Here is a 19358-nt window from a genome sequence, read left to right on the forward strand (position 1 = left end):
TGATGCCGCAAAAGCAGAGGGTGTTAGAATTTTGCGCTCTGGACCCGACCGTCGAAATTGAGGCAGTCTGCAACCCGCTGGCGCTGCACCGGCGACAGTTCCAGCAGCGGGAAATAGGCCATTTCCGAGTGCTCGTCGGACAGGGTGATCGAGCCCGAGTCATCGAAGTGGGCGCGGAAGATAAACACGTGGGAGCTGTAGACGCGGTGGTAGTAGACGCCGCTCAGGTAGTCGATCCGCACAGCGCGCCCCAGTTCTTCCCGGCACTCGCGCAACAATGCCTCGTGCACCGTCTCACCGGGGTCCAGCGCACCACCGGGCAAGCCCCAGTTGCGATCGGCGTAGGTGGCGCGCAGCTGCAGCACTTCACCCAGTTCGTTGGTGATTACTGCGTGGGCGCTGAGGCGATACTGATCTTCGAAGCTCATGTATTTCGGGACTCGGGACTCGGGACTCGGGACTCGGGACTCGGGACTCGGGACTCGGGACTCGGGACTCGGGACTCGGGACTCGGGACTCGGGACTCGGGACTCGGGACTCAAGTAGGGTGCGCCGTGCGCACCGTCAAGGTCAAGAACAGAATAGCCCGGCCGTACTTGAAGGCCCGAAACCTGCTTACGAACCGAATTTCGGCCCCCCACAAGCCCGATCAACGGCGCGAGACCGCCAAGGACGGCGGTCATGCAGAGAACGCATGGAGCAGTTGTCTGCCACGGCGCACCCTACGACGGTTTCGACTGTCCAAATTTGATCCGGGAAAATTTGTCCGCGTTCATCGTCAATCTAAAACCCCTGCGCCAGCTCGAAGCCGATCCCCAGCGTCTGCACCGATTCATCGTAGTCGATCAGGCTCTCGCCGTAACCGTTGAAATACTTCACATAACCGCGCACCCGGCTGCCCATCGGGAAGCTCCAGCGCAGCTCCACCGCACCGTGATTGTCCGACTGCAGGTTGTTGCGCAGCAACATGGAGAAACTGTGCCCATCGGTGCGGTAGCCACCGGTCAACTCGAAATGGCCGAGGTAATCCTCGATATCCGGGTTGTCGTCGTCCTCCCTGTCTTCGGGGATCCGGTACCAGGGTTTGAAGCTGAAGAAATACTGCTCCCGCTCGAAAAGGAAATTGGCGTAGATGCGGTTCCAGCTGCGCGACAGCGGCTCGCTGCGGCCGTTGGACTGGTGATTGAACGCCAGCTGGTTGGCGACATTCTGGAAACCGAACAGGCTCCAGTCATTCAGCCAGGTCATGATCAATTCCGGCTCGTGGTTGGTCTCGCGAAACGGAGACGAATCGTCAGAGTTGTAGGCCTGCCAGAAACTGCGGTTGGTATAAGCGACGCTCATGAAAGACGCCTGACCGAGAAACCCGCGCCAGATGGGTACCTGTACCGACAATTGGAACTGGACTTCCACCCGGTCGAGATCGACCGGCTGCCCCTCGATATCCACGTCCTCAAGACCGGCCTTGTTCGGCGAAGGATTGTAGACCAGCGGCAACAGGTAATTGGTCTTGTGAGACGCCAGCGTAAACGGGTTATTGGCCGCCTCGCGGATCGCCTGGGCGGCGAAACTCACCCGCGGCTCATCCGGCGCCTGCTCTTGCGGCGCTTCGGAGGCTGTCGCAAATACCGGCCGCTGCTCCTGCTCTTCCGGCGCGCTGCGCACCTGTTCGGCACAGAAGCGGCGCATTTCCTCGAGTGTCGTGCTGGCGGGAGCCACCAACAGCTGCTCGCGCAGGCAGACCTCCTCGCGCTGCTTGAGTGTCAGCGTCTCCGCTTCCACCTGGCCTGCGGTCTCCGTGGGAATCTGCAACCATTCGCCGGCCCCGGACTGCTGGGGAGCTGCCTGGGCACAGAGGGAGTGAAAGCCAATTATCGTAAAAATTGTGATACAGCGGGGTAGTGGGTTATGCGACAACGGCTCCTCTCCTGCGGCGCTCCGATCAAATCTGTCGCAAGCTTACACCGAAAGGCAGGCCGTTTCCCAAACTATCGCCACAGCGTGAAAAATCCCGTGAACTGGCACGCCCCACTTTGTATTCACAGGCCGCGGGCCAACTCTATACCGATGCCGATCGACTGGATGGACCTGTCATAGTTGATCAGGCTCTCGCCGTAACCGTTAAAGTAGCGCAGGTAACCGCTGATATGGCCCCCGAGGGGAAAGGCCAGGCGCATCTCGACGGCCCCGCGGTTGTCGGAGCGCAGGTTGTTGCGCACCATCACCGAAGTGCTGAAAAAATCCCCGCGGTATCCCAGGTCGAGCTCAAAATTGCCGAGATAGCGATCCATATGTGGATTGTCATCGCCTTCCCGCTCCTCGGGTATCCGGTACCAGGGTTTGAAGCTGACAAAGTAATCGTCGCGCTCGAATACGAACCTGCTGTAGATGCGGTTCCAGCTCCGCGAAAGTTCGTCGCCCCTGCCGTTGGACTGGTGACTTATTCCCACCTGCGTGGTAACACAGTCGAATCCCCACAAGCTCCAGTCGCTGAGCCAGGTCACCAGCAGCTCCGGCTCGTGATTGGATTCCCGCACCGGTGCGCTGGCCGTGTAGGCCTGCCAGTAGCTGCGATTGGTGTACGCGAGGCTGACAAAGGAATCCTCGCCGATAACGCCACTCCACAGCGGAACCTGCACCGACAACTGGAATTCGAACTCGGTATCGGAGATTTCCCCATCCGGATCGACCGGCTCGCTGTCGCCGTCGAGCCGGAAAACCGCCGGCAAAAGATAATTTCTCTTGTGCGGTATCAGCGACAGGCGGTCGTCGACCACTCCGCGCACCAGCGCCGCCCGGTCGCTGAACGCGATACCGGCGCTGCCGCGCGACGGCGCCGCCAACCCGGTCTCCGAGCCGAAGGATTCCCGGATCAAACTTCCCGCCTCGCGACCGGGAAGCAGCAGGGAAACTGGCGCGGCAAGAGCGGGCGGGGTGAAGCAGGAAGTCGTGAGAAACAACAGAAACAACGGGAAGGCGGATACCACAGACCGTCTGGAACTAAAACGGGGCACGGGCTTTTACTCCTTGTTAAAGCCAGTTACCCGAATAGCTTAGAAGCGGTTGTGCGGGACCGCGAGCGGCTGGCGGCTGCCGGCTCCTGCAGCCAACCGAATGGGGGCAGGGTTAACAGAGCTGCCCGAGCTGCGCGGACCACTCCAGGTCCCGCAGGCGCACCTGCCACAGGCGCCCGGTGCTCGACGGCCAGTCGTAACCGACCAGGAGCCCGCGACCGTCCACATAGCAGTGAACATCCCGTTCCGCCTCGTCGCCCTGGTAGATGTAACCACTGACATCGGCGCCGAGTTCCTGGGCGCCCTGGGTGGCGGCATCGCCGGCCATCAGTCGGGCGCTGCGGTGGCTGATACGGGGCGCGAGCAGCTTGCCGCGCTGAGACGGATCGACAATATCCGGGGAGACGATTTCCAGACCCTCGCGAAACGGCTCCAGCTTCAGCAGCAGCGGTCCCATGAAAATCCGCATCAGCGGAAACAGCAATCTTCCGCGCCCCGCTACCTGCGCCCGCTGGGGGCCATTGGGTCCGGTCCAGTCCGCCTCGATTTCGTCGCCCAGTTGCGGTTCAGCGCCGTCGCCCGCTCTCAGGCGATACTGCGCCTCGACTTCGTCGACTTCGTCGCGCCAGCGGACGAGGCACTCACTCACCAGCCCCTCGCTGAGTCGCGCGCGTACCTCCATGCCGTATCCCTGTTCGCCGACCAGCCGCTGGCTGATCAGCACACGGTGACCATCGCCGTCCCGGCCGAACTGCCAGCTGTCCTGAACCGGCATTTCACGTCCATCGCAACTGTAGTAGTAGCGTCCCTGCGCTAAAGTGGAGCTCAATCGCATCGCTAACCTCCTCCCTGTGCGTCCGTGCACTAAAGTAATGCATTGCAGCGGAAATATCTTTTCGCTGACTCGGTAACCACAATAAAAAGTATTGCACAGGGAACGGTGTCTCGCCGCACCGGTCGGCTCGCGATGTGAAGAAAGTAACGAAAGATGTCGGACGGATTTCCTCGCCTCTTCCGGGAAATCCGTTCGATTTTTTGGGTCACTCCGCCGCCGGCAAAGCCGCCATGGATCCCTGCCGCGCGGGAGTGGCACCGGGGCGCATGAAACGCCGGCCTAAAGGTATCTCTGCCAGAATTCCGCCTGACCCAGTTCCTCGTCCAGGGTATAGGGCCTGAAACCGGACCTGCGATAGGCGATCTGTGCCGGCAGGTTCTTCCCGAGCACTTCCAGCGTCAGCTTGCAGCAGCCGCGACTTTTTGCCTCCCGCGCAACCCGATCCAGCATTTCCGTACAGACGCCGCTGCCGCGAACACTTTCACTGACCACCACATCGTGAACATTGACCAGTGGCCGGCAGGCGAACGTGGAGAAACCGGTAAAACAGTTCACCAGGCCAACCGCCCGCCCCTCGAGATGGGCCAGCACACTGAAAGCGCCCGGGAACTCCGCCAGCCGGTCCACCAGCTGTTCGCGGTGGAGATCCGACAGCGGTTCGCCGCCGCCGAACGGGTCCCGCGCATACTCGTCCATCAACCGCAGGATATCGGCGGCGTGATCCGGATTGCGATAGTCCGCAACCCGCGTTGTCAGCGCAGTGGCAATGTCACTCATCGATGCTCCCCATTATTCGGATCTTCCCATTGATCTTCATCCAGCTTGCGGAAGCGACGCAGGTAGTTGCGCATGCGGGTCCGCTGCGCCAGCAACCAGCGCACGCGGATACGGTGCCGGTTGTGGGGGCCGGCGCGGTGGGAGCGCCAGCGCCGCTTCGGTATTCTGCGGATTCGTCTCGTCATATTCCCTCGCTCCCAGCCGGGTTGCACTTGGCCGCAGGCGGCAAAGCGGATATGCTGCAAGGCTAATGGACTTACAGTCACATTGGAAATCGCCTTGCGCCCTCTCGACCACCTTCTGCAAAACAACCGGCAGTGGTCCCTCGCAACCCGTGAGGAACACCCGGATTTCTTCCTGCAGCTCTCCGAACAGCAGTCTCCCGACTACCTGTGGATAGGCTGTGCCGACAGCCGCGTGCCCGCCAACCAGATTGTCAACCTGCTGCCGGGCGAACTCTTCGTGCACCGCAACGTCGCCAATGTGGTCGTGCACACGGACCTCAACTGCCTGTCGGTGCTGCAATACGCAGTGGAGATCCTCAAGGTAAAGCATATTATCGTCTGCGGTCACTACGGCTGCGGCGGCGTCCAGGCCGCGCTGGAGAACAGCCAGCTGGGCCTGATCGACAACTGGCTGCGCCACATCCAGGACGTGCGCGACAAGCACCATACACTGCTCGACCTGTTCGCCCAGAAGGAGCGCACCGACCTGCTGTGTGAACTCAATGTGCTGGAGCAGGTGATCCACGTCTGCCAGACCACCATCGTGCGCGATGCCTGGCGCCGCGGCCAGTCGCTGTCGGTCAACGGCTGGGTCTACGGCCTGCGGGACGGCCTGGTGCACGACCTGGGGGTTTCCATCTCCGGGCCGGAGGAGATCTCCGAGATCTACCACAGCGCCCTGACCAATATCGCCCAGCGGGATACCGAGTAGCGACTTCGCGGCGGATTTTCCTTACACTCCCCGGCCAGATTTTTGTTAACCCGACCATAGTCAATCTCTCTGTGAAAGCAGCGTGAGAGCCTTCGCATCTACCAAAGCGGGACTTGTTCACGCACGGCATAGGGCCATCGTCGGGTTTTCTGTTATTCGGGTTCGAGCCCCTGCCGATGGCACAAAGCCGGGGCGGGGTGCGCCTTTCCGGGACACGCCGTAAATACGCCCCTGTAGGCTTGTCCGCGAGGTCCCTCTCGCAGACAGTCCCGGAAAGGCCCACCCCGCCCCGGCGCCCTGAACGAGGCCCCGCAACCCAAGTGTTCTAGTTTTACGGGAGAACCAATGTCCGAATACCGCGTTTGGGAATGCCAGATCTGTGGCTGGATTTACGACGAAGCCAAGGGTTGGCCGGAGGACGGCATTGCCCCCGGCACCCGCTGGGAGGACATTCCCGACGACTGGAACTGCCCCGAGTGCGGCGCCGCCAAAGAGGACTTCGAGATGCAGCCGGCGACCTCCGGCCAGGCGGAGCCGCAGGAAGCGCCCATCGCCCCCGCGGCCGCCAGCGGCGCCGCGGCAGCCGCGCGGGAGACCGCTCCCGATCGCACCGGCAACCGCATCTGGGAGTGCATGGTCTGCGGCTGGGTCTACGACGAATCCAGGGGCTGGCCGGAGGATGGCATAGCCCCCGGCACCCGCTGGGAGGATATCCCCGAGGACTGGTGCTGCCCGCAGTGCGGCGTGGGCAAGGACGAGTTCGATATGGTGCTGGTTTCCGGGCCGGAACCCGCGCCGCAGCCCGCAGCTGCCGACAGCGCCCTGCCCACCGGTCGAGAACCGCTGGTCATCGTCGGTACCGGCCTGGCCGGCTACAACCTCGCGCGCGAATTCCGCAAACTGGACAAAACCACACCACTGGTGATGGTCAGCGGCGACGACGGCACCTTCTACTCCAAACCGCTGCTGTCCGCCTCGCTGGCCCACGGCAAGACCCCGCAACAGCTGGCCACCTCATCCGCCGAGGACATGGCGCGGGAACTGAACGCGGAGATCCTGGTGCACACCCACGTCTCCAATATTGACGCCGAAGCCAAAATCCTGACCCTGGTGCCGGCAAACGGCAGCCACACGGCGGAACTGCACTACGGCAAGCTGGTGCTGGCCACCGGCGCCGGCTGCCGCCCGTTGCCCAATATCGACGGCGACGGCACCGCGCGCCTGTTCCGCATCAACAGCCTGGAAGACTACCACCGCTTCCGCACCGCACTGGTGGGCCGGCGCAGGGTGCTGCTGCTGGGTGCGGGCCTGATCGGCTGCGAGTTCGCCAACGACCTGGTCCAGGCCGGCTACCAGGTGGAGATGGTGGATCCGCTCGACTGGCCGCTGGCCACGCTGCTGCCCGAGCCCGCCGGCCGCGACCTGCAACGCACACTGGAAGGCGCCGGTGTGCGCTTCCACGGCAACAGCCGGGTCACTGCCCTCGAATACAGCGGTGCCGGCATTCGCGCCAGGCTGGACAACGGCGAAACCCTGGAAGCGGATATCGCCCTGGCCGCGCTGGGCCTGCAGGCCAACACCGGCCTCGCCGAGGCCGCCGGGCTGGACACCGCCCGCGGTATCACCGTGGATCGTCAGTTGCGCACCAGCGACCCGCATATCCATGCCCTCGGCGACTGCGCAGAAGTGGACGGCCACCAGCTCTACTTCGTCGCGCCACTGATGGCCTGCGCCCGCGCGCTGGCCGCAACCCTGGCCGGAGATGCCAGGGAGGTGCACTACGGCGCCATCCCGGTCGCGGTCAAGACCACCCTGCGCCCCACCACCGTCTGCCCGCCCCGCGCGGGCGCCGAGGGCCAATGGCAGATCGACGCGTCCGCGGAAGGAGTGAGGGCCGAGTTTCGCGACGCGGCCGGACGCCTGCTGGGCTTTGCCCTGACCGGATCCGCCATTGCCGCCCGGGAAGAACTGTCAGCCGAGTGTGCGCCACTGATGTAGGCCTTGCACCACCACCCCGCAGGGGCCCGCCCGCCGCTGAATACTGCGGCCTACGGGCTTTCCGGCGGAGCGCTGCGGGGTGAAATGGGCATTGACGGCATTTTTGCCGTAGAATGGCCGCCAAGATGAAATTTGCACAAAAAATGAACGACGGTATGACCACAGACAGCAGCCCCACCATCCCCTCGCCGGCCGAACAGAGCCGCGCCCTGCGCGATACCCTGGGCCAGTTCGCCACCGGGGTGACCGTGGTGACCTGTCGAGACGCGGCCGGCCAGCCGGTGGGCATGACCGTCAACAGCTTCAACTCCGTATCCCTCGACCCGGCGCTGGTACTGTGGAGCATCGACCGGCAGGCGCTGGGCTACGACGCCTTTACCCGCGGCGGGCATTTCGCCGTGCACGTGCTGAAAGCCGACCAACAGCATATCTCCAACCTGTTCGCCGGCCGCGGCGCCGACAAATTCGGACAGGTGCACTGGCACGCGGGCCCCGACCAGGTACCGCTGCTGGAGGACTGCGCCGCCCGTTTCCACTGTCGCCTGGCGCAGTGCGTCGAGGGTGGCGACCACACCATCCTGCTGGGGGAAGTGCTGGAGTTCAGCGCCGATGGCGGCGAGCCCCTGGTCTTCCACCGCGGCCGTTACCGCGCCCTGGCCGGGGATTGAGCTCCCCTTCAAAGCGGCGGGAATCAACGCCAGAATCCTGCGACCTGAAGCGCCGCGCTGGTGAAGGTGTAATCCCGACGTCATACTCTGGGAGCACACTGCCATTCGAAACTGTGTTCCATCGCTCTGCGAGACTGCCACCATGCAGACACCCGGCACCCTCTTCTGTTTCGCCCACCGCGGCTACCGCCAGCGGGCCACGGAAAATACCCTCGGCGCCATCGCCCACGCACTGGAATTCGATGTAGACGGTATCGAGATCGATATCTGGAACATCGGCGGTCAGCTGCTGGTAAAACACGACCGCCGCCTGGGGCGCCTGATCGCCGGCAGCGAGCTGCTCACCGATATGTGCCCCGAGACCCTGCGCGAGAAGCTGCTGCCCTGCGGTGCCAATGTACCGACCCTGCGCGAGGTGCTGGAACTGGTGGGCAACAATGTACAGCTCAATATCGAGCTCAAGGGGCCCGGCTGCGCCGCGCTGGTGGCGCGGGAACTGGAGTCCTATGTGCGCGACAGCGGCTCCGGTTTCGAGCAGTACCTGATCTCCTCATTCGACCACCGCCAGTTGCACGAATGCCTGCAGCTGATTCCGGAAGTGCGCCGCGGCGTGCTGCTGGCCGGTATCCCCCTGGACCTGGCCGCCTGCGCCGAACCGTTGCAGGCCTATTCAATGCACCTGAACCTGGATTTTGTCGACGCCGAGCTGATCGCCGACGGCCGGCGCCGCGGGCTGAGAAACTATGTGTTTACCGTGAACAATATCGCCGACCTGCAGCTGGTCGCGGCAATGGGGGCGGACGGGGTCTTTACCGACGAGCCGCAACTGATCATGGATTACAACGCGGCGAAGACGGCGGAACTGTTACTGCAGCAGGCGCAGGTGACCGGAGGGGATTCCCAGCGCTCCACCTGAAGACTGGCGGGGTGCCGTCCAACGGAGTGCCGTCCAACGGAATGCCGTCCAACGGGATGCCGTCCAACGGAGTGCCGTCCAACGGAAAATCAAACAGGGCCCGGCGCTGCCGGGCCCTGTCACAGGCTTTCGCACAGATCAGAAATTCGCGGCGGCGCGCAGGTACCAGAAGCCGCCGTTGAAGCCAAACGGTGACGTCAGCGACTGGCGCACGCCAAAGATCTCCCGCAGTACGAAATTACCCTCCTCGTCCGCCTCCACGTCGAAAATATTCTCGCCGCCGATGGCGACGGTGTAATTTTCCGCGAGCGTAAGGCGGGCCTCGATATCCGTCAGTATCTCGGCGCCGTAGGCGGTGGCATTGGAGGTATCGTTGCCGTCTGCCTCCAGCTGGCCGCCGGTGGACTCCCAGCCGCCGTAGCGATTGAACCGCAGGTAGCCGGCAAAGATACCGCCCGTGTCATAATCGAACGTCAGGGTGCTGCGCTGGTTGGGCACCTGGTTTTCGAAATCGAATACGCGCGTGGCATTGATGGTGTTCGGGGCCACCTTTTTGACTTCCTGCTCGTTGAAGTTGTGGCGCAGGTCCACGGTCAACAGGCCGCCGGCCAGGGCAAAATCGCTGGTGATGGCGAGATCGATACCGCTCACCTCGGAATCGAAGGCATTGGTGAAGTAGTTGGCCTCGCTGTCAAATAACAGCTCTGCATCCTCTATGCCTGCACTCTGTAAAATTGCAAGTTCATTGACACCATCGGGATCAGGGAAATCCGGATCATTCGGATCGCCGTTGCCGATGGTGTTGTTGCGCAGCGCCAGGCGGTCCTCGATATCGATGTTGTAGTAATCGACAGTGATACTGGTGTTGTCCAGCGGATTGATCACCGCGCCGATGGTAAAGCTCCGGGATTCCTCCGGTTTCAGCTCCACCGCACCAAGAGCCTGCGCTACCGGGTGGTTCACCGGATAGACCCCGCTGGGGACCAGACCGCCATCGGAATTCGCCGTGGTGGTGATATTCAGCGTGTTCACCTGGCCCGGCGTGGGTGCGCGGAAACCGGTGTTGGCGGTGGCGCGCAGCGCGAAGGCCTCGTTGAAGTCGTAGCGGGCGGACAGCTTCCAGTCGGAGGTGGAACCGAACAGGTCGTAGTCCTCGAAACGCAGGGCCGCCCCCAGGGTCAACTGCTCGGTGACATCCGCCTCCAGGTCCACATAGGCCGCCATACTCTCGCTGCTGTAACTGCCGGCCGCCTCGGTGGGGAAGCCCTGGAAGCCATCGGAGCCGACCCCGAAGACCGCCGCGGTCGGACCCACGGCGATGGAGGCCTCGTCACCGGCACCGATCTTGTAGGTTTCCTCGCGCCACTCGGCACCGAATGCCAGGTTCAGCGGCGCCGCCAGCGCGGCGATCTCGAGCGGCTGCACGAAGTCCGCGTTGAGGCTGGTCTCCTCCTGGGTCAGTGTGCCCGGGTTGAAGCTGGTCGGCGACAGGGCACCGAGGCTCGGGTTGATGGAATCCTTCAGCACATAGGACACCTCGTTCTCGGCCGTGCGCGCGCGCAGGTCCCAGCTCATACCGGAGGCCAGCTCGCCGCGGGCGCCAACAACGGCGGAAATATCGCTGATATCGGCACCGAACTGCGGGTTGTAGCCGCCCGGGAACTGGCTGTAGATCGGGTTGCGCAAGACATAGCCGCTGGGACTGGAGTCGTCCGCCACCAGGTAGTCGGAAGGGTTCAGGCCCTGGGCGGCGATACTGTCGATCAGCGACTGGGGTGCCGGGTCGGGCATAAAGTCATCGTCTGCATCCGCCTGCAGCGTGGCGCGGGCAGCAAATTCATGTTCGGGATCCAGCACCGGTTCGCGATAGAAGAAATCGGAGATGGTGGAATTGTCGGAGTAGCCGAAGTTGCCATACAGCTCGGCGCTGTCGCCGATATCGTAACCGGTATTCACGAACAGCTTGGTGGTTTCCACCTCGGGATCGCCCCAGCGCTGACCGAGGCCATCCAGGGGCACATTGTCGACACCGACCACCGAGCCGACAAATTCCGCATCCGGCCGCGCGCCACCGCGCCAGGTCTTGTCCGCGGTGGAGTGCTCCACGGTCACGTTGACGAAACCCCGTTCGCCGAGCGCGAAGCCGGCGTTGGCCGCCAGGCTGTTGCGGGTGCCGTCGCCCTCGAAATATTCGCCGGTCTGCGCCGACAGGCTCAGGCCCTCGGCATCGTCCTTCAGGATCACGTTGACCACGCCGGCGATGGCATCGGAGCCGTACTGGGCCGAGGCGCCGTCGCGCAGCACTTCCACCCGCTCGATGGCCGCGGCCGGAATCGCCGAGAAATCCACCGCCTGGGCGCCCTGGTTGTTGGTTCCCAGCGGCGCCAACTGCAGGTTCACCAGTGCCGAGCGGTGCCGGCGGGTGCCATTGACCAGCACCAGGGTCTGGTCCGGTGACAGGTTGCGCAGGCTCACCGGGCGGATAAAGGCGGTGCCGTCGGCGATCGGGAAGCGCTGGGTATTGAACGACGGCGCCACCTTGGCCAGGGATTCGGTCAGGTCGAAACTGGCCTGGTTCTCCAGGTTACCGCCACCGACGACATCCACCGGTGACAGTGTCTCGGTCGGGGAAACGCCCTCCCGGCGGGTACCGGTGGCGATGACCTCTTCCATTGCGCGGTCGTCCGCGGCGGGAGTGGCCTCTTCCTGGGCCAGGGCGCCGGAAACCGGCAGTGCGAGTGCGGCCGCTATCGCCAGCGACAGTGGTTTGAATGAAGGTGAGTGCATGATATGCCCGTCCTCTCTCTTATGGTTATCGTGTGAGGATCACGCCGTCGAATACCCTTGGCGTGGTGATTATTATTGTTCTCAGTCAGAAGCATTGCACCGAATGAGTGCAGTCAGGGTATTGAAACCCCTGTGGGCGGGCAATACTCGGGCGCAAATCACAAAAAATTTCGCCGGGAAGTGTGAAAGCCGTTACAACTGATAATGATTTAAGCGCCATTTAGGTAATTTATTTCGGATAATTCCCCCGGGCAGTGCAATCATCTTCCTGCGATGGTTCCCGTGAGCAGCGTCATCCGAACAAAAAACAGACAGAAACGCGCCCCTGTCCCCCTGGTATCCGGCCTGTGGAGACAGAGAACGGCTGTGGTCCGGGCGGGTTGGGAAAGCACTCCGCTGGCTTCTGTCAGCCCGGTCGCGGCGAGACGAGTTGCCGGCGATATTTGTCGCTGGACACTCTTCCGCCCCCTGGAAAAAACCTCTGCCCGGCCGGCACATGAAAACACCCCCGGACGGTATAACTGAGAAAGAAAACACGTCTTTTCTCAAAAAAAATAATTTAATCCGTAAAAAAATCGACCCACTCATTCAGGAAAAACAACAGAAAATAAATATTGGCACGCACTACTAAATTTAATTCTTACAAACTCTCCAGAAAAACAACCAAGTTCACAAATACAAAATGAAAACAAAAATATAAAAAATACAAAGCAAACCTGTTGATACACTTTTCACGCTTACCACCGGACAGTGAGAGACGATCCAACTCCTGGACCGGTGTCTCAGCGATGTCTTTTATTCACCTCTGTAACCAGACTGTTTCCAGAAAACAGAAACAATCAATTATTACTACATCTTTCTGTGGGAGAAATAAGAATGCGTTACCCGTTACTGTTATCGACACTATTTTCGACACTTTTGGCAACAACGACAGGCGGGGCTGTGGCCCAGGACGACAAGGAGAACCTGGCCAACCCCAAACCAGAAGAGCTGCGGTTACGCCGCAAAAAGGACAATGTCGCGGTCATCTCCGCGCTCTTCCCCGACCGGAAACCCGGCAGCCAGCTGGACCTGATTATCGATGGAAAACCTTTTACGCTGTCCGATAATGGGGAGAATGGCGACAGCAAAGAGGGGGACGGCTGGTTTTCGATCGAGACGGAAATGGATTTTGAGCTGCTGGCCAAAGCCAACGAGATTTTCGGCAAGGTGAGTGCGGAACGCGAGCGCAGTATTTTCGAGCCCGGCGGACGCCGGATCATCGGCAACCAGGTCACCTTTCTCGAGGGAGAAGAAGTTTTTGTAAAGGAAACCATTGGCAGGGAAACCCGCGAATTTATCCTGCCAACCGACCCGGGCCGCTTTGAGTTCGACGTGGATTTCCCAATCCCCGTACACGGGCTGCCCATCGGCCTTCCCGCCGATTCCGGAAGCGGTTCCAGGGCGAACATAGACGAATCGCTGATGATCAGGAAGTTGAGTGTTGTCAACGACCCTTCGCGCACCTGGTCCTGCCAGTCCACCAACCAACAGCCCAGTGGCAATCCGGTCGGCGAGTGGACCTTCTGGAAACTGATGGAAAACATCAGCAACGGCACCATGCCGACGTCCGATTTCATCAAGGCGCTATTTGACCAGTGGAATACAAACCTGGTTATCAATGGGCAATCGGTACCGGCCAGGCCGAACGTCTACGACGAAGTGATTGGAGACTGGGAAATCCGCAGTGGTGGACCCGGGGCCCCGCTGCTGCCGGACCAGAGCCCCTTCAAGCTGCTGGGCGTGGTACTGCGCCTCGACCTGCGTGGCGGCCAGGCCATCTATGGCGGCGGCGATGCCGGAGAGGGCCGCTTCGTGTTCTCGCTGCACGACGGCGACTGCAACAGCCTGGGAAAAACCATCATCCTGGAATACAAGGTGCCCATCTCGGGCTGCGACAATGTCCGGCACTGGGCACAACAGTGGAAGGACCTGGAAAGTTCTGCCAACTACAACAGCGACCTCGCAGCCCTGACCGAAATGTTCAGCGCGGCCGGCGCCGCACCCTCCCGCCCCAATGGCAGCGCCATCAGCCAGGTACGGACAAACGAGCTGTTGCCCGCCTCTCCCGGCTGGGAATTGCGTGAGTTCGTATTGAATCAATCCGGCGGCATCCTGGAACAGACGACAGTAAAACAGGAACCACAGCAGATTCACAACAACAGCGCCCTGCTGGCCGATTACATCAATACCCACTGGCCCAACCTGACGGTACCGGAGGATTTCGGCGGTACCGACTTCCTGGCCGGCCGCGCACCGGCGCCGATCCTGTGGAATACGCCTTTTCCACTGACGCCGCCGGACCCGGACGAGGCCATGTTCCAGGTTGCCTTTGATACCTGCAGCGGCTGCCACACCCTGGAAACCGGCACCAACTTCGCACACCTGCACTACAATACCCAGCCGGGGCAGGAAGCGATACTCTCGGGTTTTCTCACCGGTATTTCACTGCCGGATCCGCGACAGCCGTCCATCATGCGCACCTTCAACGACCTGGACCGGCGCGCGGATGATCTCGACCTGGTCGCGAACAGTGCCTGCCCCACGATTGAGCGGTTCCCCATCGGGAATGCGCTACTGCAGGAACTGACTCTACCGCCGATGGTATTGGATGTGCACTGACCGCCGTCAGGAAACGGTCACTGCGCGATTGTCCGCCAGCCCGCGGGGCTGGCGGTTGTATTAAGAACCCGCATTTCGCGGGCCCCCTGTTCCTGTTGCCGCCGCAGCTACTCCTCCGGATCCAGCCGGTCCAGATCCTGCCGCAACAAATCCGAGTGCTTTTTCCCCAGTAGCTGCAGCCGCCCCCGTACCTGCCCGTTGAAGGACTCCTCGGGGTAGTCTCCGCGCTCGTCGGCAACGCCCGCCTCCAGACCGGTGAGCAGCGACAGCGCGCTATCGACACGATCCACCGCATGGATCGCAAAGCGGTTCGAACGCACCGCTTCCACCACGGCGCTTTTCAACATCAGGTGCTGCACATTGGCCGCGGGAATCACTACGCCCTGATCGCCGCTCAGGCCGCGCGCGCGGCAGAGATCAAAAAAGCCCTCGATCTTTTCGTTGACGCCGCCGATCGCCTGCACCTGCCCCAACTGGTTGACGGAACCGGTGACGGCGAAATTCTGGCGCAGCGGTACCCGGGCAATAGCGGACAGGAGTGCACAGAGTTCCGCCAGCGAGGCACTGTCGCCATCGATGGGTCCGTAGGATTGCTCGAACACCAGGCTCGCGGACAGGGAAAGCGGCTCCGAAGGCACATAGCGATTGGCGAGAAAGGCACCCAGGATCAGCACGCCTTTCGAATGCAAGGGGCCGCCCAGCTCCGTCTCCCGCTCGATATCCACCATCTTGCCACTACCGAGCCGCGCGGTCGCCGTGATGCGCGATGGGCGACCGAAAGCGGTGTCACCGATCGCGGTCACCGCCAGGCCGTTGATCTGCGCCACCCGCTGGCCGCTGGTTTCGATCATCAGGATGTCGCGCTCCATCGCCTCCTGCACACGCTCCTGCATCTGTCGCTGGCGGTACTCGCGCTGCTCCACGGCTTTCTGCACATGTTCCCGGCTTACCCATTCGGCGCCTTCGCGGCGACACCAGTAATCCGCCTCGCGCAGCAGGTCGGAGAGCCGCTCGCCGTGCAGTGACAGCTTCTCCGCATCGCCAGCCGAGCGCGACGCCTGCTCCACCACCCGCGCCACGGCTTTTCTCGACAGCGGCCGCAGTTTTTCCTCGTGTGCCATGGTGTGGATACGCTGCGCGTAGGCGGCCACACTGTCGCGCTCGCGCGCGATGTCCTCGGCAAAATCCGCGTAGACTTTGAACAGCTGCGACGATTCCGGATCGTGCATCTTCAGCAGGTGATAGAGCCAGCGTTCGCCGATCAGCACCACGTTCACGTTCAGTGGGATCGGTTCCGGTTCCAGGGTGATGGTGGACAGCATCCCCAGTTGCGATTCCAGTGGCTGTATCTTGATTTCCCGGGAACGCAGGGCCCGCTTCAGGGTCTCCCAGACAAAGGGCGCCATCAACAGCCGGCGCGCATCCAGTATCAGGCAGCCGCCGTTGGCCCGGTGCAGGGCTCCGCCCTTGATCAGGCTGAAATTGGTGGTCAGGGCGCCCATCTGCGATTCGTGCTCGATGCGCCCCAACAGGTTGATATAGGTGGGATTGTCCTCGTAGACCACCGGCGCGCCGTCGGCATCGCCGTTGTCGACGAGCACATTGACGCGAAAGCGGGTGAACTCCCGCAGGCGGATCAGCTTGCCGACGGAGATGTCCTCCTTCTCGCCCCGTTCGCCGGCAGCGCGGAAATCGTCGGCATTGTCGATCACGTCGCGCTTGATATTGTCGATAAAGTGTTGCACCTGTTCGAGCCGCTGGTAGCGCCGGCGCAGCCACTCGATACGCTCGTCCAGGGTCAGGTGCAGGTATTCGCGGTTCAGGCGCTTCAGCTTTTTTGCCAGCTCCTCGTGCCAGCGAAGCGCGCGGCCCAGGGTTTTCTTGAGGTCGGCATTGACCTTGTCGATACTTTCCTTGAGCCGTTCCTGCTCCCCCTCCGGCAGACCGGAGAACTCCTGCGGACTGATAAAGTCTTCCTCTTTCTGCGGCCCGATGGTGTACCCCTGCGGGGTGCGCACCAGCCCGATATCCAGTTCCGCCGCCCGTTCCGTCAGCTCGGAGAAGGCCGCCTCCTCCCGATCCTCGACTTCCTTTTTCAATTCTTCCCGACGCGCGCGATACTCGTCGCTGCGAAAAATATCGGGAATGGCGGTGAGCAGGTGCTCCAGCAGGCTCTCGGTGTCGCGCTGCAACTGGCGCGCGGTACCGGCGGGCAGTACCAGAGCCCTGGGCCGGTGCTCGGCGTCGAAGTTGTGCACATAGCAGAGATCGTCGGCCGGCTCCCGCCCCCTGGCCCAGGCATCGATACGCTCGCCGACCAGGTGGTGCTTGCCCAGCCCGACGGAACCGGCGACATAGAGGTTGTAACCCTTGCCGGACAGGTCCAGCGCCAGGTCCAGCGCCTCCAGGGCTCGCTGCTGGCCGAGGCGGGCGCCCTCCTGGGTATCCGCCGCCGCGGGTTCGGGTTCCAGCCATTCCAGCGGGCAGTGTCGATACAGTTGTTCCGGGGACAGGGGATCTAGACTCATGCGCAGTCCGGGGTGAAGCCGTTTTCGGTTGCCGGACTTTCAGTCTAGTCTCGCGGCCGCACGGCGCGCCGGTAGGCGCCGGAAGCATCCGCGGAGGCGCCGAAATTCGCCTTATCGAACGCCGGGCTGTCCGGCAATATCAGGTTGAGGCCGCGACTCTCGTCCACCGGCACCGACAGCGCCGGGCTGCGCAGGTCCAACACATGGCCACCGAGGCGGCGCTCCGCATCGACAAAGTGCATATGGAAGCCACGGCCGGACGTCGCGGCGAGATAGCCGGGCAGCCGCAGGGCGACGATGGTGCCGACCAGATCCCGGTGTTCGTAGACAGACTGCTGCTTCACCACTTTGTCGATGGGCGGATAGGGCGGTTTCTGCCGCGGCACACTGCGCAGCTTCAGGTAGTCGAAGCGGCCCTCGATACGCAGGGCATATATCAGGTTCGGGCTCGGCAACTGCTGCTCGATTTCCCGTATCAACTCATCGAGGCTGGCCGCCGCCGGCAGCTCCAGGCGACGATCCTCGCGAAAATTCTTAATATAGGCGAAAGGACTTTTTTCGCCCGGCTCCACTCGACGTAGTTTTCCACCGCGGTGACTCGCGTGATAGACGACACCGTCGACAATAATGATCTCGCCGTCGATGGGGTTGATACCGCCGAGACCAAAGCCCCCGAAGCGCAGCAGCTCTCGAAACGGTGTCGGTCCTTCGTAGAGTCCCTGCGCCAGCACTGCGGTGGGCGCCAGTTGATAGAGTGCATCGTCGAGCCGGTGGCCCGGGCCCGCAGTGGGCGCCTCTTCGGCGAGCGTCTGCGGCGACAACAGGGTGGCAGCAATAGCGACCAGGCAATATTTCCGTGAACATTTCAGCATCAGTTTCTCTGCCTCTCTCAATGGGCGATAGCAATATGGTGTGCCCCGTGCGGCATCGCGATCCGCCCCAGCGGCCGCAAGCCGTCCTCCTCCACCCGAAATAGCTCGATACCGCCGCCCTCGCGGTCGCGGTACTCGAAGACGCTGGCGAGAAAATACTTTCCGGACGGATCGAAGGCGCCCCCTTCCGGCAGGATTCCGGCAAAGGGGGTGTCGGCGACTTTCTCCAGTCGGCCGGCGTCGGCACGAAAGCGGAACAGGGACACCGAAGCGCGGCGCTGGAAACGGGGACTCTGTTCGGGAAAGGGCGTGCCGCGTATATTTACCGTGGCGACCAGATGACCGTCGGCGCTGATCGCCAACCCCTCGGCGGACTGCCCCGAGTGCACGGAGTGCAGCAGCCGGTGGCGGGGTTCCGACGCCTCCGGATCGGCGAGCCGAATCACGCTCAGCCGCGACGGTTTCTCGGGCAGGCGGCCGGCGAGATCAACGGCACCGAAATCGCGCCCCCAGTCGGAGGTGATGTAGTACCGGCCACCCGGTGTAAAGCGACCGACGAAAGGATCAGTTCCCACCGCTACGGGCTCACCCCAGGGCTGCAGGGAAAATGTTTCGTCGCTGTTGCGCAAGGAAAGGAAAAGCACCCGATTCCGGGTGTTCAGGTTGACCGCGAGCGAGCGGCCCGACGGGTGCCAGTGGATATTGCTGGCGTAAATCTCCCGCCCGTCTTCCAGCATCTCACCCAGATCGAATTGCTGCGGGGCGGCAAAGCGGTTGTCGGCGACCGGCACCAAGTGCAGCAGGCTCCTGCCACCGCTGTTGGAAACCACAGCGACGGTGCGACCGTCCGGACTCAGATCCAGCGCCTCCGGGTAATCCCCCAGGGCGACGCTGTCGGCGATTGTCGCCGGCGCACCCGGCGGCAGTGCGATCGCAAACAGCCGCCGTCCCGGCGCCAGGTCGGCGATACGGCTCGCCCCGGTTCCGCGGGGCGCCAGTCGCTCGATCACAAACGCCGTGCGGCCGCCTGCCGACAGCGTCAGGACTTCCGGCGGTGCCGCAACCGAATTGGAAACCGGCAGCCACTCGCGCCACCAGCGGTCGCCCGAGCGGCGCAGCAGCAGGAGCCGATCCCGATAGCCGGCGAACAGGGGCGCCAGTTCGCCACTGGCATAGCTGCCGCCGACAAAGTCGCCGTCGGCCACCGCAGCGATCACTGTCGCGTCCAGCCCGCTCAGGATACTGTCTGGCAACTCGGCGGCAGTGACATTCACCGCGAATGCCGCCAGTAGCAGTCTGAAAAGAATCCGCTGCACCACCTTCAATTCCGCCTCCCCCATATTTTCCTTCAGCAATCAACGATTGC

The 19358-nt window shown here is 62.5% G+C and carries 15 protein-coding genes; 5 read left to right on the forward strand and 10 right to left on the reverse strand.

Going from position 1 to position 19358, the window contains the following annotated elements:
* Window positions 1–23: 23 nt before the first annotated feature.
* The 6 genes from MWN76_RS01115 to MWN76_RS01140 form a co-directional block, all read right to left on the reverse strand.
* Window positions 24–428, reverse strand: coding sequence for an NUDIX hydrolase (locus MWN76_RS01115; RefSeq protein WP_250458670.1), 405 nt, complete (start codon window positions 426–428; stop codon window positions 24–26).
* A gap of 355 nt (window positions 429–783) precedes the next feature.
* Entirely contained in the window at window positions 784–1812 is a 1029-nt protein-coding gene (locus MWN76_RS01120) for a phospholipase A (RefSeq protein WP_250458671.1), read from the reverse strand.
* Window positions 1813–2039: 227 nt separating this feature from the next.
* The gene (locus tag MWN76_RS01125; RefSeq protein ID WP_250458672.1) at window positions 2040–2876 is read right to left on the reverse strand and encodes a phospholipase A; all 837 of its coding nucleotides are present in this window, start codon (window positions 2874–2876) and stop codon (window positions 2040–2042) included.
* Between the two features lie 250 nt (window positions 2877–3126).
* Entirely contained in the window at window positions 3127–3849 is a 723-nt protein-coding gene (locus MWN76_RS01130; RefSeq protein WP_250458673.1) for a hypothetical protein, read from the reverse strand.
* Window positions 3850–4128: 279 nt separating this feature from the next.
* Window positions 4129–4626, reverse strand: a complete 498-nt coding sequence (locus tag MWN76_RS01135) for a GNAT family N-acetyltransferase (protein ID WP_250458674.1) — start codon at window positions 4624–4626, stop codon at window positions 4129–4131.
* Window positions 4623–4811: a hypothetical protein gene (locus tag MWN76_RS01140; protein WP_250458675.1), complete on the reverse strand. Its 189-nt coding sequence runs from the start codon at window positions 4809–4811 to the stop codon at window positions 4623–4625. The genes MWN76_RS01135 and MWN76_RS01140 overlap by 4 nt, the downstream gene beginning before the upstream one ends.
* Before the next feature lie 94 nt (window positions 4812–4905).
* Here MWN76_RS01140 and can point away from each other — a divergent pair, with 94 nt between their 5' ends.
* The 4 genes from can (at window position 4906) to MWN76_RS01160 (ending at window position 9144) form a co-directional block, all read left to right on the forward strand.
* Window positions 4906–5562, forward strand: coding sequence for a carbonate dehydratase (gene can / locus MWN76_RS01145; RefSeq protein WP_250458676.1), 657 nt, complete (start codon window positions 4906–4908; stop codon window positions 5560–5562).
* A gap of 345 nt (window positions 5563–5907) precedes the next feature.
* Window positions 5908–7560 carry an FAD-dependent oxidoreductase gene (locus MWN76_RS01150; protein WP_250458678.1) on the forward strand — a complete coding sequence of 551 codons (1653 nt, stop codon included), beginning with the start codon at window positions 5908–5910 and terminating at the stop codon, window positions 7558–7560.
* Window positions 7561–7685: 125 nt separating this feature from the next.
* Window positions 7686–8228 carry a flavin reductase family protein gene (locus tag MWN76_RS01155; RefSeq protein WP_250458681.1) on the forward strand — a complete coding sequence of 181 codons (543 nt, stop codon included), beginning with the start codon at window positions 7686–7688 and terminating at the stop codon, window positions 8226–8228.
* 142 nt (window positions 8229–8370) lie between these two features.
* The gene (locus tag MWN76_RS01160; RefSeq protein ID WP_250458682.1) at window positions 8371–9144 is read left to right on the forward strand and encodes a glycerophosphodiester phosphodiesterase; all 774 of its coding nucleotides are present in this window, start codon (window positions 8371–8373) and stop codon (window positions 9142–9144) included.
* Window positions 9145–9282: 138 nt separating this feature from the next.
* On the opposite strand, the gene MWN76_RS01165 is transcribed toward MWN76_RS01160, so the two are convergent.
* Complete coding sequence (locus MWN76_RS01165) at window positions 9283–11931, reverse strand: TonB-dependent receptor plug domain-containing protein (protein WP_250458683.1); 2649 nt, start codon at window positions 11929–11931, stop codon at window positions 9283–9285.
* 942 nt (window positions 11932–12873) lie between these two features.
* Here MWN76_RS01165 and MWN76_RS01170 point away from each other — a divergent pair.
* Window positions 12874–14592 (forward strand): hypothetical protein, encoded by a 1719-nt coding sequence (locus MWN76_RS01170; RefSeq protein ID WP_250458685.1) that lies wholly within the window; start codon window positions 12874–12876, stop codon window positions 14590–14592.
* Between the two features lie 107 nt (window positions 14593–14699).
* On the opposite strand, the gene MWN76_RS01175 is transcribed toward MWN76_RS01170, so the two are convergent.
* From MWN76_RS01175 to MWN76_RS01185, 3 genes are read right to left on the reverse strand one after another with little or no spacing between them, the layout of a single operon-like run.
* Window positions 14700–17120 carry a Lon protease family protein gene (locus MWN76_RS01175; protein WP_250458687.1) on the reverse strand — a complete coding sequence of 807 codons (2421 nt, stop codon included), beginning with the start codon at window positions 17118–17120 and terminating at the stop codon, window positions 14700–14702.
* A gap of 44 nt (window positions 17121–17164) precedes the next feature.
* A complete protein-coding gene (gene budA / locus MWN76_RS01180; RefSeq protein WP_250458689.1) occupies window positions 17165–17992 on the reverse strand; it encodes an acetolactate decarboxylase in 828 nt (275 codons plus the stop codon).
* A 17-nt stretch (window positions 17993–18009) separates the two neighbouring features.
* On the reverse strand, window positions 18010–19347 hold the full coding sequence (locus MWN76_RS01185; protein ID WP_250458690.1) for a lactonase family protein: 1338 nt from the start codon (window positions 19345–19347) through the stop codon (window positions 18010–18012).
* Window positions 19348–19358: the final 11 nt, after the last annotated feature.

The organism is Microbulbifer litoralis (genome assembly GCF_023634065.1).
GTDB classification, from domain to species: domain Bacteria; phylum Pseudomonadota; class Gammaproteobacteria; order Pseudomonadales; family Cellvibrionaceae; genus Microbulbifer; species Microbulbifer litoralis.